We start from the raw sequence: 14,301 nt of genomic DNA, 5'->3' as shown, positions 1-14,301 counted from the left end.
CTCCTTGCTCATCCCCCGTCGGCGATGTCGGACTGGACGCGTCCGGTCAGCCCGGCGCTGATCACCACCCGCTGGAACAGGTGCAGCCGGGCGTCCGGCTGGCCGACGAAGTGGATCTCGCGCAGGCCCTGATCCTGGGCGGCGTTCTCGAAGACGAAATTGGCGTAGCCGAAGATCTGGCCCCAGAACGGCCGCTGCATGGAGATGTCCAGCACCCGGGCCAGCGGCATCGAGGCGCAGCGCTGATCGAGCACGCCGTGCACCCGGTAGACCCGCAGGTTGGTCACCACGAAGCGGTCCATGAACTCCACGTGCATCCGCCAGAAGCCGTTCAACCCGAGCACCAGGCCCAGCGCCAGCGCCAGCCACCAGTAGTGACCCAGCCACGGCATCGCCCCGAAGGCCAGCATGCCCAGCAGCACCCGGGCGGCGGGCCACAGCCGGGTCACCCAGTGCCGGCGGATCTCGTCCAGGATGAACTCACCCTCTTCGGCGATCAGCCGATCGTCGACGTGCGGATCCAGGAAGCGCGACCAGCCCAGCTTGAGCTGGGTGTCGGGTGGCGCGGCGGGCACGGACACCGCCGCTCACTTGGAGAGTGCGATGAAGAACCGGCCGATGGCGTCGAAGGCGCCGAAGAACGTCTTCACCGCCGCCGCGGCCGCTTCCGGCCGGGTGAACAGGTAGAACAGGGCGAAGCCGACGATCAGCACCACCACGATGGTCTTGATCCACTTGCTCATCTACGCCTCCCGGGCCTCGTGCCCAACTCAGTCACCATCTCATTCTGGGTAGCCGCGCGGCATCCGGCCGTCCGCCACGCCGCGTGTCGGCACCGGTTCGGCAAACCCTCAACGGTGGCTCGAAGGATGTGCCAGGCTGAACGCATGAGCACGGATCTGTTCGTCTGCATCGATCACGTTGGTCTCGCCGTCCCCGACCTGGACGAGGCCATCCGCTTCCACACCGAGGTGATGGGCTGGCGCCTGTTGCACCGTGAGGAGAACCAGGAGCAAGGGGTCGCCGAAGCCATGATCGGCACCGGCGATCAGGGTCCGGAGAACGCCCAGATCCAGTTGCTGGCTCCCCTGAACGAGAACTCCACCATCGCCAAATTCATCGGACGCAGCGGCCCGGGCATGCAGCAGCTCGCCTACCGGGTCGCCGACCTGGACGCGGTCAGCGCCACCCTGCGCGAGCGCGGCGTCCGGCTGCTCTACCCCGAGGCCAAGCGTGGCACCGCGGGATCGCGGATCAACTTCTGCCATCCCAAGGACACCGGCGGCGTGCTGCTCGAATTGGTGGAACCACCCAAGGGCTGAGTGTCCCCCTGCTCTGAGGGGGCAGGAATGAGTAGCATCAGGCCCGTACACCCCCTACGAAAGGACTTCGGGTGAGCCAACAGCCAGAAGAGACCGTCGGCCTCGATCTCTTCGATGAGACCGCCAGCGCTGCGGGCAGCTTCCCCCACTCGATGCTCGGCTACGAGCGCCAGGCCGTCGATGCCTACATCCGCGACATCGAACGCCAGTTGAGTTCGGCCAAACGCAAGGTGCGCTCGCTGCAGCGGCAGCTGGCCACCAAGGTGGACGAGACCGACTACTCCCGGCTGGGCACCCACACCGGCGACCTGTTGCGGGCGGCCGAGGCGCAGGCCGCCGAGATGGTCAAGGCCGCCCAGGTGGAAGCCCAGCGCATCGTCGACGACGCCGCCAACGAGGCCGGCCAGGTCACCCGCGCCGCCCAGGAGGGCGCCGCCCAGGCCAGGGTCAGCGGCGTGGACGACCTGAACCGGCTGCGCGAGCAGCTGGCCGCCCAGACCGGTGCCGAGTTGGCCGCCGCCCAGGAGCAGGCTCGCGCGCTGCGCGAGGCCGCCGAGAACCATCGGGCGATGGTGCTGGCCGACGCCGAGCGCAACGCCGCGGCGATGCGCGAGCAGGCCGTCCTCGAGGCCGACCAGGTGAAACAGTCCGCGCAGCGCGAGGCCGCCGACCTGCGGGCCGCGCTGGCCAAGGAGCACAGCGAGTCGCTGGACGCCCTGCAGCGGCGCCAGGACGAGGTCACCCGCACCCTGAGCGAGCTGGCCGACACCGCGCGGCGGCAGTCCGAGGAGTTCGGCGCCCAGCTGGCCGCCGATTCGGCGTTGATGGACGAGCGGCGCCAGAAGGCGCTGGCCGAGGCCCATCAGATCGTCGTGCAGGCCAACGAGGAGGGCCGGGCGATCCTGTCCGAGGCCCGGGCCAAGGCCGCCAAGCTGATCGCGGACGCTGAACTCGCCGCTTCCGCGCGGGCCGACCAGCTGCGCCGGGAGACCGAACGGCTGAATCAGCGCAAGGCCGCGATCATCGGCCAGCTGAACAGCCTGTCCTCGCTGGCCAACAGCAGCGTGGCGGAGTTCCCCGACGACGCCGACGAGGCGTCCGCGGACGACGCGCCCACCACCGAGCTGGTCCTGGACGACACCGCGGTGGAGGCGGCCGTCCCCGATCTGGACGACGACGCCACCCGTGTTCAGCCGGCCGTCTCCGGGGGTGGAAGCGGCGCCAGTGGTCACCGCTAGCCGATGACCGCCCAGCCGGACGAGGGCGGCGTCCCGAAGCCGGTGACACCGGCGGCGACGCCGTCCGAGGCGGTGACCCCGCGTCCGACCCCGACCCCCAGCGGTCCGCGCGGCTGGCTGCACCGGATTCGCCGGGTGACGCAGCCCACCCCGGCCGACCTGGACGCGGACGCGATCAGTGCCGGGCCGCGCAGCGACGTCAGCCTGGCCCGGCGCAGCCCGTTCGCGATCGGCTTCTTCATCACCCTGGGCGCACTGACCGCCGGCGGACTGGTGTTCGGGCTGTACCGGATCGCCTCGGTGGTGCTGCTGGTGATGCTGGCGCTCTACCTGGCGCTCGGGCTGAACCCGCTGGTCGACCGGTTGTCGTCCGGCGGGTTGCGGCGCGGGATCTCGGTGCTGCTGGTGGTGCTGGCCGGGCTCGGCGTCCTGGGGCTGGCGATCTGGGCGATCTTCCCGGTGGCCGCCGAGCAGATCAACCGGCTGCTGCTGAACGCGCCGTCGTTGCTGCAGGAACTGCGGGCCAATCCACAGATCGCCGACCTGGACAGCCGCTTCGACATCATCAACCGGGTGAGCGCCTTCCTGACCTCCGGTGAGTTGCTCAGCACCCTGTTCGGCGGGCTGTGGGGCGCCGGCCAGGCGGTGGTGACGATGGTGCTCAGCACGATGGTGACGATCGTGCTGACCGTCTACCTGCTGGCCTCGATGCCGGCCTTCAAGGAGGCCCTGTTCGAGCTGGCCCCGGCATCGCGCCGGCCGCGGGTGCGCTACCTCGCCAACGAGATGTTCAGCCGGATCGGCGGCTACGTCACCGGGCTGTTCATCGTCATCATCTGCTCCACCACGGTCGCCTTCCTGTTCCTCAACCTGGTCGGGCTGGGCCAGTACGCGCTGGCGCTGGCCGTCGTGGTGCTGCTCTGCGCGATCATCCCGCTGATCGGCTCGACGCTGTCGATGGTGATCGTCTCCATCGTGGCGTTCACCTTCTCCCCCACCCAGGGCTTCGCCACGCTGGCGTTCTTCCTCGTCTACCAGCAGATCGACAACTACTTCATCCAGCCCCGGGTGTTCCAGCGCTCGGTCAGCGTGCCCGGTCCGCTGGTCATCCTGGCCGCGCTGGCCGGCGGCGTGCTGTACGGACTGCTGGGGGCGCTGCTGGCCATCCCGTCGATGGCGGCGGCGATGCTGCTCTACCGCGAGGTGCTGATCCCGGCGCTCAACCGGCGCTGATCAGAACAGCCGGTCCTCGGCGTTGTCCATCCCGCGCAGCAGGTCGTAGTCGACGCTGACGCAGGAGATGCCCCGGGTGCCGGCCAGGGTCCTGGCCTGGGGCTTGATCAGCTGCGCGGCGAACACCCCGCGCACCGGCGCCATCAGCGGGTCGGCGTTCATCAGGGTCAGGTAGCGGGTGAGCTGCTCCACCCCGTCGATCTCGCCGCGGCGCTTCACCTCGACCGCGACGTAGCCGCCGTCGGCGTCCCGGAAGAGCAGGTCCACCGGGCCGATCGGGGTGAAGTACTCGCGCTGCACCAGGCTCCAGCCCTCGCCGAAGGTCTCCGGATGCTCGGCCAGCAGCGCCTGCAGGTGCGCCTCCACGCCGTCCTTGACCAGGCCGGGATCGACCCCGAGCTCGTGCGAGGAGTCGTGCAGCACCTCGGCGATCGAGATCACCAGGGTGTCGGCGTCCTTGTTGCGCAGTTCCCAGACCTCGGTGAAGTCGGACTCCTCCTCCGGGGCGCTGACCCTCAGCGTGCAGGGCGGGTTCATCCAGTTCAGCGGCTTGTAGGCGCGGTCGTCGGCATGGATCGACACCGAGCCGTCCGCCTTGGCGAGGATCAGCCGGGTGGCCAGCGGCAGGTGTGCGCTGAGGCGTCCGGCGTAGTCGACCTGGCAGCGGGCAACGATCAGGCGCATCCGGCAACCGTAGCGCGTGGGGCACTACGCTTGCCCTCGTGCCCAAACGACCCAGCAAACACCTGCGCCCACCGCGTCCGCTGTCGTCGTCGTTCGCGTCCGCGGTGGACAAGGCGGACGGTCGCTGGATGACCCAGAGCATGACGGGCCAGGCGGCGACCAAGCAGTACCGCTGCCCCGGCTGCGACCTGCTCATCGCCGTCGGGACGCCGCACGTGGTGGTCTGGCCGCACCTGCCCACGGTCGGTTCGACCCGCGCCGTCGACGAGCGCCGGCACTGGCACAACTCCTGCTGGGCGAGGAGGCGTTGATGGCGCTGTTCACCCAGCTGATCGGGGCCGGACGCCCCGACGTGGTCTTCCTGCACGGACTGTTCGGACGCGGCAAGAACTGGGCCGGCATCGCCAAGACGCTGGCCGAGCACGACCATGCCAGCGTGCTGTTCGACCTGCCCAACCACGGCCGCTCGCACTGGAGCGAGACCTTCGACTACGGCGCCATGGCGGACGAGGTGGCCGACGAGCTGCGGCTGAAGCTGGGCAGCGCGGCCCGGGTCACCCTGGTCGGGCATTCCATGGGCGGCAAGGTGGCGATGCTGCTGGCGCTGCAGCATCCCGAGCTGGTGCGCAGCCTGGTGGTGGTCGACATCGCCCCGGACATCTCCTACCAGGTGCGTACCTCGGTGCCCCTGGTCAAGGCGATGCGCGGCCTCGACCTGGCCACCCTGACCAGCCGCGGCGAGGCGGAGAAGCAGCTGGCCGTGGACGTCGACGACCCCGCCGTGCGGCTCTTCCTGCTGCAGAACCTGAAGCACCTGCGCACGCCCGGGGATCGCAACGGCTGGCAGTGGGAACTCAACCTGGGGCTGCTCGGCGACCATCTCGACGAGGTCGCCGCCTGGCCGGACGTGGACGGTGCGAGCTATCCGGGCCCCACGCTGTGGGTGGCCGGCGCCGAATCGCCGTACATCCTGCCCGAGCACCAGCCGCGGATGCGCCGGCTGTTCCCGCAGGTGCGGCTGGTCACCATCGCCGGCGCCGGGCACTGGGTGCATGCCGACGCCCCGGAGGCGCTGTCCGCCGAGTTGCTGGCCTTTCTGGCCGCGACCTGACTCCGGCGGTCGCGCTCAGCCGACCGTCGCGGTGACGATGGTGAACGGGTTGTGCGGCTTCCCGGTGCCGTCGCCGTAGCTGTTGTCGTGGCCGTCCGCGGCCATCGCCTCGATCACCTTCAGCGAGGCCTCGTCGATCCGTCCGAACGCGGTGTAGTTGGGCTTCAGTTCGGTGTCCCGGTAGACGATGAAGAACTGCGAGCCGTTGGTGTTGGAGCCGGCGTTCGCCATCGCCACGGTGCCGGCCGGGTAGCGGGTGTTGGCGTCGATCTCGTCGGCGAACCGGTAGCCGGGGGTGCCCCGTCCGGTGCCGGTCGGATCGCCGCACTGCACCATGAACATCCCGGAATCGGCCAGTCGATGGCAGCCGGTGTCGTTGAAGTAGCCCTGCGTGGCCAGCGACTCCATGGCGTGCAGCGTGCACGGCGTCCGGGACCGGTCACCGGTGATCGTCACGGTCCCGCCGCTCATCGTCAGGGTGAGCGTGGTCGCCCCCACGGTGGACGCCGTACCGGCCGGCGGATCGACGGGCCGGGCCGGCGAGTCGCCGGTCCGGACGTAGTCGCAGGCGGCCGTGCCGGCCGCGTTCCGGTTCGTCGGGGTCGCCGCGGTGTTGCCGGCGCCGCACCCGGTGAGAACCAGGGCGGCGGCGGTCAGGAACAGCGGAATCAGGCGGGTCACCGCACGAAGTCTGCCATAGCCGACGACTGCCGGCCGGTGCACCCGAACGGGGCACCGGCCGGCAGTCTGGATCGTCAGGCGGCGGCCGTGGCGATCCGCAGCAACTCCAGGTAGCCGTCCACCTGCCAGGCGGCACGGCCCACGAACAGCCCGGTGACGCCGGGCACCGCCAGCGTCTCCGCGGCGTTGCCCTGGTTCACCGAGCCGCCGTAGAGGATCGCCTCCACCCGGTCGCCGTAGCCGGCGTCCAGTGCGGCGAAGACCGCTTCGATGTCCTCTCCACGGGCCTCCCGGCCGCCCTCGCCGATCGCCCAGATCGGCTCGTAGGCGATCAGCACCCGGCCGAGGTCGTCGATCCCCTGCAGGGCGGCGTCCACCTGGGCCGTCACGTGGGCGACGCTGCCGCCCGCGGCGAAGACCTCGGCCGGCTCGCCGACGCACAGCAGCGGGCGGAGCCCGTGCCGCAGGGTGGCCGCCACCTTCCGGTTCACCGTCTGGTCGGTCTCGGCGAAGAACTCGCGCCGCTCCGAATGACCGATCTCGACCAGCTGCGCCCCGGCGTCCGCGGCCTGCGGAACGGAGATCTCCCCGGTCCAGGCCCCGGCGTCGGCCCAGTGCGCGTTCTGCACGCCGAGCAGCACCGGCGAGTCGGCACCGAGGATCTGGTGCACGGTGGCGAGGGCGGTGGCCGGCGGGATGATGAACGGCTGGACGCCGGCGGGTGCCCCGGCGTCCAGTGCCGCCCCCAGCCGCGTGGCGTAGTCACGCGCCGAGGCCAGCGTGCCGTTCATCTTCCAGCTGGTTCCGACCCAGAGCATCAGTCGGCCTCGTAGCCGCAGATGGCGTCCACCTTGGGCGCCGACGGCGATCCGGGGTCGAAGGTGTAGTCGAAGAACTCCCGGGCCAGCCGGCGCGCCAACTCCACCCCGATCACCCGGGCACCCAGGCAGAGCACCTGGCCGTTGTTGGACAGCACCAGGCGCTCCACCGAGAAGCTGTCGTGAGCGGTGCTGGCCCGGACGCCCTTCACCTTGTTGGCCGACATCGCCATGCCCATGCCGGTCCCGCAGAGCAGCACGGCACGGTCGGCCTGGCCCTCGGCCACCATCCGGGCCGCGGCGACACCGACGTGCGCGTAGGCGGTGTCGTCGGTGGACGCCCCCACTCCGCAGTCGATGACCTTCTCGATCCGCGGATCGGCTTCCAGGTCTGCCTTGATCCGATTCTTGTATTCCACGGCGGCGTTGTCGGCGCCGACGGCTACCACGTAACCCATTTCGTCCTTCTCGTTGTCGATAGTTGTCGAGCCGGCGTCCGGAACCGGTCCGGACGCCGGCGCACTCGTCAGGCCGAGGCGTTGGCCGCTTGGTAGGCCATCTTCCGGGCCGCGTACTCGGCGGCCACCCGGGTGGATTCCACCATGCTGCCGCCATTGGCGATGCCCTTGCCGGCGATGTCGAAGGCGGTGCCGTGATCCACCGAGCTGCGCATGAACGGCAGGCCCATGGTGATCGTGACGGCCTTTTCGAAATCCAGCGTCTTGCAGGCGATATGCCCCTGGTCGTGGTACAGGGACAGGATGCAGTCGTGATGGCCGTCCAAGGCGAAGGCGAAGATGGAATCGCCCGGGAACGGGCCGCGGGCGTTGATTCCCATGGCCTTGGCCTCCTCCACCGCCGGGATCAGGTGCTCGATCTCCTCGGTGCCGAACAGGCCGCCGTCGCCGCCGTGCGGGTTGAGCGCCGCCACCGCGATCGACGGATTGTCGAAGCCGTAGCTGCGCATCTCGCGATCGATGTCCTTCAGGTAGGCCAGCGTCCGCTCCTTGGTGATCATGTCGCAGGCCTTGCGCACCGACACGTGCCGGGTCAGGAAGAACACCCGCAGCTTGTGCACGTTGAACATGGTCAGCGCGTAGGGCGAGTTGGTCAGCGCCTCGAAGACTTCGGTGTGGCCGATGTGCGGCACCCCGGCCTCCTTCAGCGCCACCTTGTGGATCGGTGCGGTGGACACCGCGTCGAGCCGTCCGGCCAGGCCGAGTTCGATGGACTTCTCCAGGTAGGAGTAGGCGCGCACCGCGGCGTCCTTCTGGACCTCGCCGTAGACGATCTTGGCGCCGGGGGCGGCACCGGTGTCGAGCAGGTCGACGGTGCCGAACTCGTATTTGGCCTCTTCGGGCTCGCTGATCTCGTTGATATTGATCGAGACGCCCTTGAGCGCGGCCGCCTCTTCGAGGTGTTCGCGGGCGCCGATCACGAAGGGCTTGCAGATCTCGTAGATCATCGGCGTCCGGACGGTCTCCAGGACGATCTCGGGGCCGATGCCTGCGGGATCACCGATGGTGATCGCGGTGACCGGCCTAACCGTGGTCTCTTGCATTTCTTTACTCCATCTTTTCGTCGAAGAGGCGGTTGACACATTGGATGGCGGTCTCCGGCGTTCCGGTGAGTCCGCCCTTACAGATGACCGGCAGGCCGGCCCATGGGCCGCCCACCAGCACGGCCTGATCGGCCTGCGGGATAACGTAGTCGACCAGTCCGAGGCCATTGGCGTCCAAGGCCGCACAGGTGTGCACCATGATGTCGCCGCCGGTGAGATAGAGGCCGACCAGCGCCTCGCCGAGGAACTCGACGACCTTGCGGGCCAGTTCCCCGACCCGGACCGGGATCAGCCCCTTGGCCTCCCCCGGCTGCAGGCCGGCCCGGCGCTCCAGGGCGTTCAGGTCGCCGAGGTCGCCACTGATGGTGGAGTCCAGGGCGAGCATCAGCACCCGCGGCGGCGTCGGCTGGGTCATGAACCGGTCGGCTTCGGCCAGCACCCGGGCGGTCTCCCGGGAGTAGTGGCCCTGGTCGCCGATCAGGTCGCCGATGTCCACCCCGATCACGTCGGTTCCGGGCACCTTGGACAGCTCCACCATCTGCAGGTGGGTCACCCGCATCGCGCTGCCGGCCACCACCAGGGCGGTGCCGGTGTCGGTGGCGGCCGACTCGGTCCGGATGGTCCGGGTCTTCACCGGCCGGGTGTCCACCACGCCGCTGCGGATCGCCAGCCGCTCGGTGAACGGGCCCGGGTCGACGCAGACGACGTTCCAGCCGAGCTCGGCCACCACGGTCGCGATCAGGTCGACGTCCTCCAGGGAGGCGGCGTCCACCACGATCACCCGGTCCCCCGCCTCACGGCAGGCGACCAGCCCGGCCCGGATCTGCTCGGCGCCGTCGATCACCGCGCCGATCGGCACGTGCCCGACGCCGACGGTGCACTGGCCGGCCATCAGCGTCGGCAGGTGCGACTGCTTCACCGGGGTACGGACGTCCTGCGCCACCGGGGTGCGGGCGAGCAGCACCGAATCGATCAGCGAGTAGCCGCCGACCACGATCCGCCGGGACTGCGGCATCGCCGGCACCATGATGGCGACGTAGTCGTCGGGCAGGGCGCTCAGCATGCCCTCCACCTCGGGCCCGATGCCGCCGCGACACGTGGTGTCGATCCGCTTGGTGAACTGGCGCGCCCCGGCCTCGACCAACTCCAGCGTCGCCTCCCGGACCCGCTGGTAGGCCTCGGCGGCCGGCAGCGGACGGGAGTCCGAGTTGAGGATCAGCGCCTCGTGGTCGGAGGTCACGGCCGACACGCCGGTCGGTGAGAACAGCACGGCCGTCTCCACGCCGACCCTGGCCAGCAGCGCGCCCACGGTGGTCGCGCCGGTCAGGTCGTCCGCGACGATGCCTAGGTTCGGCATCCTGGTACCGCCTTTCCGGTCGATGTCATGCCGTTCACTTGGCCGCGGCCTCGACCGCGTGCTCGGTCGCCTTGGGCCGGGCCTCGACCAGGGTGAAGATGACCAGCAGGGCCAGCACCAGCACCACGGCGAAGTAGCTGAACGCCACCGAGTAGTTGCCGCCGGAGGCGTCCAGCAGCAGGCCGACGATGATCGGGGCGAAGAAGCCGCCCAGGTTGCCGCCGGAGTTGATCAGGCTGATCGCGAACGGGTAGGTCTTGTTGTTGGTCAGGCCCATCGGGTACGCGGTGAACATCGGCCAGCCGATGTTCAGGAAGAAGCCGGTGGCGACCAGGCTGGCGGCGATGGCCGGGATGTTGTCCGGCGCGTTGATCACCAGCACGATCATCACGGCGGCGAAGAAGGCCGTGATCAGCATCGTCGGCTTGCGGCGTCCGTGGAACATCCGGTCCGAGACCACACCGCCGAGCATGGCCCCGATCAGGCCGCCGACGGCCGGTGCCGCGGCGATGAACGCGACGCCGGTCAGGTTGATGCCGCGGGCCTGGACGAGGTACAGCGGCACCCAGGTGAGCAGGCCGTAGTTCACGTTGTTCATGAAGAAGTAGGCCAGCGTGTCGCCCCAGATGTTCCAGGACCGGAGCACCTTGCCGTTGGTGTCGAGGGTGTCGACGTCCTTGAGCCGGATCGCCTTGTCGAGCCACGGGATCGACCGGAAGACGACCTTCTTCTTGGTCGGGTCCTCGGAGGTGTCGTAGATGTGCGCGACCTCGGCGGCGTTGACCCGCTTGCTCTGCTCGGGACGGTTCCGGATCAGGAACCACCACACGGCGGCCATGATGAAGCCCGGGATGGAGAACCAGATGAACACCCAGCGCCAGCCGTGCAGGGTCGCCAGACCGATGACGATGGCCGGCACGATGATCGGGGCGAACTGGGTCGAGGCGATGTAGATGCCGGTCGCCGTGCCCTTCTCACGCGGCGGGAACCACGCGTTCACGGTCGAGGTCATGCCGACCGGGGCCGGGCCCTCGGTGAGGCCGAGCAGCAGCCGCAGCGCCAGCAGCATGACGGCGCCGGTGGTGAACCCCATGGCCAGGGTGACGATCGAGAACGCCAGGATGGCCACCGAGACGACCGCCCGGGTGCCCCTCTTGCCCATGATCAGGCCGGCCGGGATCTGCGAGACCGCGTAGCCCAGGAAGAAGAAGCTGGAGATCGCGCCGGTGGTGAAGTTGTCGATGTGGAACTCGTCCTTGATGAACGGCAGCACCGCGCCGATGTTGGCCCGGTCGGCCATACACACCACGTAGGCGGCGAAGATCGTCCCCATCACGACCCAGCGGTACCGGGTCGGCTTGTCGGTTGGAAGGTTGGCGCTCATCGGAGATGCCGCGCCGGCAGAAAATGACATGTGTTCCGTGCTCCTAGTTGTCAGTGTCCGAGAGACGGGTCGGCGATCTGCCCCGCGCACGGTCATCGACCGATAACGCGAGGTGGCTCCGACCGACCCGAGGACACCAACCAGGGACGCGACCGTCGGCAGACCCCGGTGATCACGGTCCGCGCATGCCGTGCTTCACCAGATCCTGCCGAGTGCGCCGGTCGCGGCGCTGGAACATCGGGCGCCACCTCCGTGCTGCACTGCCCGGAGCGTGGCTGATTACCAACTCTGGGCAGGATGCTACCCAGGCCGCGAGCGTCGCGCTACCCCCTCGGCGAAGCCTGTGAAGATCGCTGCGAACCGACACCAGTCTGATCGGTTCGATCATTTGGCTGCGCGGTCACCGCAGGGACGCGATCTGTCGCGGGGTACTTGACAGACTGTTTGCTCTGTTCGATCATTATCTCATCCTCAAGTGAGCGGACCGCGCAAACACTTCTCTGGATCCGACCCCGGAGACCGGTCACGAACAGGGCGTCCAGGACGGCAGTGGACTTCACGGTGGAACCCATCTGCTCGACACCCGCTACCCATGGGTTTCCACCACCGCTGATGGAGGAAAATGTGCTTCATGCAGGAGCCAAGCGCAGCCTTCACCAGCCCCCGCGAGCAACTGGAGGATCCTCCGGCGAAGGCCAGCAAGGGTCAGCGCCGCCGCCAGAAGATCCTCCAGTTGCTGACCACCGAACCCGACGCGAACGTGTCGGTGAGCGACCTCTCCGACCGCTTCGGGGTCTCGGTGGCCACCATTCGTCGCGACCTCGCCGACCTGCAGGACCGCAGGCTGGTGACCCGCACCTACGGGGGCGCGGCGCTGCAGCATCAACCGCGAACCGAGCTCACCATGCGTGAGCGGGTGTCGGCCCACGCCGAGGCCAAACAGGCCATCGGCAGGGCCGCGGCGGAGCTGATCGAGGACGGCGACCTGATCATCCTCGATTCCGGCTCCACCACCGAGCAGCTCGCGGTGGCCATCGGGAACCGTCCGGTCTCGGTGATCACCAACGGCCTGCGGGTGGCCAACCAGCTGGTCCCACAGGACCAGGTCCGGGTGACCGTGCTGGGCGGGTCGCTGCGCGGCATCAACGAGACCATCACCGGCTCGGACGCCGAGTCGATGCTGAACCGGGTGGAGGCCACCTACGCCTTCATCGGCACCGACGCGGTGGATCCGGTGCGCGGCATCACCTCGCGGACCTACGAGCAGGCCCGGCTCAAGGCGGCGATGCTGCGCAACAGCCAGCGCACCTACCTGGTGGCCGACTCGTCCAAACTGGGCGAGCACGGGCTGTTCCACTACTGGTCCGAACTGCCCAGCGAATGGGGCCTGGTCACCGACGAGGACGCCGACCCGGCCGTGCTGGCACAACTGCGGGCAGCGGGTGCCTGCTCGATCATCATCGCCCCACTGTCATCAACCGAAGAGAACTGGTGAGATCAATGCAGCAAGCAGTGCTGTACCAACCCAACGATCTGCGCGTCGAGGAGCGCGAGCTGCCGTCCCTGGCCGAGGGAGACGTGTTGCTGAAGGTCACCGCCGCGCTGCTGTGCGGCACCGACCTGCGGATCTACTCGGGCCGCAAGACCAAGAACGTGACGCTGCCGTCGGTGCTCGGTCACGAGATCGCCGCCGAGGTGGTGGACGCCGCGGGCCCGCTGCCGGACGGCGTCGCGATCGGCGATCAGGTCTGCGTCTACCCGTTGGTGCCCTGCGGTGCGTGCGTGGCCTGTCGCAAGAACCATCCCAATATCTGCCGCAACCGGGTGGCGTTCGGCTATCAGCTCGCCGGCGGGTTGTCGCAGTACATCGTCGTGCCGGCCAACGCCCGGCAGAACATCGTGCCGCTCCCTGGCGTGTCGGCACCGGAGGCCGCGCTGGTCGAACCGCTGGCCTGCGCGTTGAACGGGCAGAACCTGGCCAAGGTCAAGGGTGCGGACGCGGTGCTGGTGGCCGGTTGCGGGCCGCTGGGGCTGATGCACATCCGGCTGGCCAAGGCGCAGGGCGTGCCGACGGTGATCGCGGTGGATCCGAACACCGCCCGGCACGCCATCGCCCGCTCCTCCGGTGCCGACCTGGTGCTCGCGCCGGGCGAGGACGTCGCGGCGCAGGTGCTGGCCGCCACCGACGGCGGGGTCGACGTGGTGATCATGGCGATCGGACGGGTCGACGCGTTGACGCCGTATTGGGGCGTTCTGGCTCCGGGTGCCCGGATCTCGGCGTTTGCCGGGTTCAATGCCGGGGACGTGTTGAGCATCGTCGCCAACGACATTCATTACAACGAGTACGAGGTGGTCGGGGCGTCCTCGTGCCGGCTGGAGAACTTCCACGCCGTCGCCGAACTGGTGCTGGCCGGGAAGCTCCAGGTGGCCGATCTGGTCGGCACCCAGCTCCCCCTCGACCAGGTCGATCAGGCCCTCGACCTGGTCGCCTCGGGCAAGGACCTGCGGGTCGGCGTCGACCCCTGGGCCTGAACCCCGTCCCTCTCCCCTCTTCTTTCGTCACACCCGAACCAACCCAGAAGGATTCACCATGCGCGTTTTCGACTTGAACCCGGTCGGCACCACCTCGGCCCTGGGCCGTGAGATCCGGCTGCGCCGGATCATGGGCACCGACGGACGACTGATGACGGTCGCCCTGGACCAGGCGGTGCCCCGCGGTGTCGCGCCGCGGCTGGCCGACATCAAGACCGTCTTCGACAAGATCGCCGACGCCGAGCCGGATGCGTTCACGGTGTTCAAGGGCGTCGCCGGGCATCTGCTGTCCGGGCGGGCCAAGCAGATCCCGTTGATCATCAAGGGCTCCACCTTCTGTGTCGACTTCCATCTCACCTACGACGCCACCGTCGGCCAGG

The 14,301-nt window shown here is 69.1% G+C and carries 17 protein-coding genes; 8 read left to right on the top strand and 9 right to left on the bottom strand.

What is annotated here, in order from left to right:
• Nucleotides 1-8: 8 nt before the first annotated feature.
• Both QM582_RS05785 and QM582_RS05780 read right to left on the bottom strand, forming a co-directional pair.
• Entirely contained in the window at nucleotides 9-581 is a 573-nt protein-coding gene (locus QM582_RS05785; RefSeq protein WP_415082571.1) for a PH domain-containing protein, read from the bottom strand.
• Between the two features lie 6 nt (nucleotides 582-587).
• Nucleotides 588-743 (bottom strand): hypothetical protein, encoded by a 156-nt coding sequence (locus tag QM582_RS05780; RefSeq protein WP_415082570.1) that lies wholly within the window; start codon nucleotides 741-743, stop codon nucleotides 588-590.
• 144 nt (nucleotides 744-887) lie between these two features.
• Between QM582_RS05780 and mce the strand changes: the two genes are divergently transcribed.
• The 3 genes from mce (at nucleotide 888) to QM582_RS05765 (ending at nucleotide 3,793) form a co-directional block, all read left to right on the top strand.
• The gene (mce, locus tag QM582_RS05775) at nucleotides 888-1,322 is read left to right on the top strand and encodes a methylmalonyl-CoA epimerase (RefSeq protein ID WP_415082568.1); all 435 of its coding nucleotides are present in this window, start codon (nucleotides 888-890) and stop codon (nucleotides 1,320-1,322) included.
• A gap of 71 nt (nucleotides 1,323-1,393) precedes the next feature.
• Nucleotides 1,394-2,560, top strand: coding sequence for a DivIVA domain-containing protein (locus tag QM582_RS05770; RefSeq protein WP_415082566.1), 1,167 nt, complete (start codon nucleotides 1,394-1,396; stop codon nucleotides 2,558-2,560).
• 3 nt (nucleotides 2,561-2,563) lie between these two features.
• A complete protein-coding gene (locus tag QM582_RS05765) occupies nucleotides 2,564-3,793 on the top strand; it encodes an AI-2E family transporter (RefSeq protein WP_415082564.1) in 1,230 nt (409 codons plus the stop codon).
• On the opposite strand, the gene nucS is transcribed toward QM582_RS05765, so the two are convergent.
• Nucleotides 3,794-4,477, bottom strand: a complete 684-nt coding sequence (nucS, locus tag QM582_RS05760) for an endonuclease NucS (protein ID WP_415082562.1) — start codon at nucleotides 4,475-4,477, stop codon at nucleotides 3,794-3,796.
• A 38-nt stretch (nucleotides 4,478-4,515) separates the two neighbouring features.
• Between nucS and QM582_RS05755 the strand changes: the two genes are divergently transcribed.
• Together QM582_RS05755 and QM582_RS05750 are read left to right on the top strand one after the other, a co-directional pair.
• Complete coding sequence (locus tag QM582_RS05755; RefSeq protein WP_415082560.1) at nucleotides 4,516-4,788, top strand: hypothetical protein; 273 nt, start codon at nucleotides 4,516-4,518, stop codon at nucleotides 4,786-4,788.
• Nucleotides 4,788-5,588 (top strand): alpha/beta fold hydrolase, encoded by an 801-nt coding sequence (locus QM582_RS05750; protein WP_415082559.1) that lies wholly within the window; start codon nucleotides 4,788-4,790, stop codon nucleotides 5,586-5,588. The genes QM582_RS05755 and QM582_RS05750 overlap by 1 nt, the downstream gene beginning before the upstream one ends.
• 15 nt (nucleotides 5,589-5,603) lie before the next feature.
• Here the strand turns inward: QM582_RS05750 and QM582_RS05745 are convergent, their stop codons facing one another.
• The 6 genes from QM582_RS05745 to QM582_RS05720 all read right to left on the bottom strand — a co-directional run bounded on the left by QM582_RS05745 (nucleotide 5,604) and on the right by QM582_RS05720 (nucleotide 11,389).
• A complete protein-coding gene (locus QM582_RS05745) occupies nucleotides 5,604-6,269 on the bottom strand; it encodes a peptidylprolyl isomerase (protein WP_415082558.1) in 666 nt (221 codons plus the stop codon).
• Between the two features lie 74 nt (nucleotides 6,270-6,343).
• Nucleotides 6,344-7,087: a triose-phosphate isomerase gene (locus QM582_RS05740; RefSeq protein ID WP_415082557.1), complete on the bottom strand. Its 744-nt coding sequence runs from the start codon at nucleotides 7,085-7,087 to the stop codon at nucleotides 6,344-6,346.
• A complete protein-coding gene (locus tag QM582_RS05735; RefSeq protein WP_415082556.1) occupies nucleotides 7,087-7,545 on the bottom strand; it encodes a ribose-5-phosphate isomerase in 459 nt (152 codons plus the stop codon). Before QM582_RS05735 ends, QM582_RS05740 begins: the two co-directional genes overlap by 1 nt.
• A 68-nt stretch (nucleotides 7,546-7,613) precedes the next feature.
• Nucleotides 7,614-8,648: a 4-hydroxythreonine-4-phosphate dehydrogenase PdxA gene (pdxA, locus tag QM582_RS05730; RefSeq protein ID WP_415082554.1), complete on the bottom strand. Its 1,035-nt coding sequence runs from the start codon at nucleotides 8,646-8,648 to the stop codon at nucleotides 7,614-7,616.
• 4 nt (nucleotides 8,649-8,652) lie between these two features.
• A complete protein-coding gene (locus tag QM582_RS05725; RefSeq protein WP_415082552.1) occupies nucleotides 8,653-10,005 on the bottom strand; it encodes a four-carbon acid sugar kinase family protein in 1,353 nt (450 codons plus the stop codon).
• A gap of 34 nt (nucleotides 10,006-10,039) precedes the next feature.
• The gene (locus QM582_RS05720; protein WP_415082551.1) at nucleotides 10,040-11,389 is read right to left on the bottom strand and encodes an MFS transporter; all 1,350 of its coding nucleotides are present in this window, start codon (nucleotides 11,387-11,389) and stop codon (nucleotides 10,040-10,042) included.
• 631 nt (nucleotides 11,390-12,020) lie between these two features.
• Between QM582_RS05720 and QM582_RS05715 the strand changes: the two genes are divergently transcribed.
• From QM582_RS05715 to QM582_RS05705, 3 genes are all read left to right on the top strand, one after another.
• Entirely contained in the window at nucleotides 12,021-12,884 is an 864-nt protein-coding gene (locus QM582_RS05715; RefSeq protein ID WP_415082550.1) for a DeoR/GlpR family DNA-binding transcription regulator, read from the top strand.
• Nucleotides 12,885-12,889: 5 nt separating this feature from the next.
• Nucleotides 12,890-13,921: an alcohol dehydrogenase catalytic domain-containing protein gene (locus tag QM582_RS05710; protein ID WP_415082548.1), complete on the top strand. Its 1,032-nt coding sequence runs from the start codon at nucleotides 12,890-12,892 to the stop codon at nucleotides 13,919-13,921.
• A 58-nt stretch (nucleotides 13,922-13,979) separates the two neighbouring features.
• On the top strand, nucleotides 13,980-14,301 hold a 322-nt coding region (locus QM582_RS05705; RefSeq protein WP_415082547.1), incomplete at its 3' end, for a hypothetical protein.

This window comes from Micropruina sp. (genome assembly GCF_047607385.1).
GTDB lineage: Bacteria > Actinomycetota > Actinomycetes > Propionibacteriales > Propionibacteriaceae > Micropruina.
Note: the sequence above shows the minus strand (reverse complement) of the source record. Positions and strands in the feature narration are given on the sequence as shown.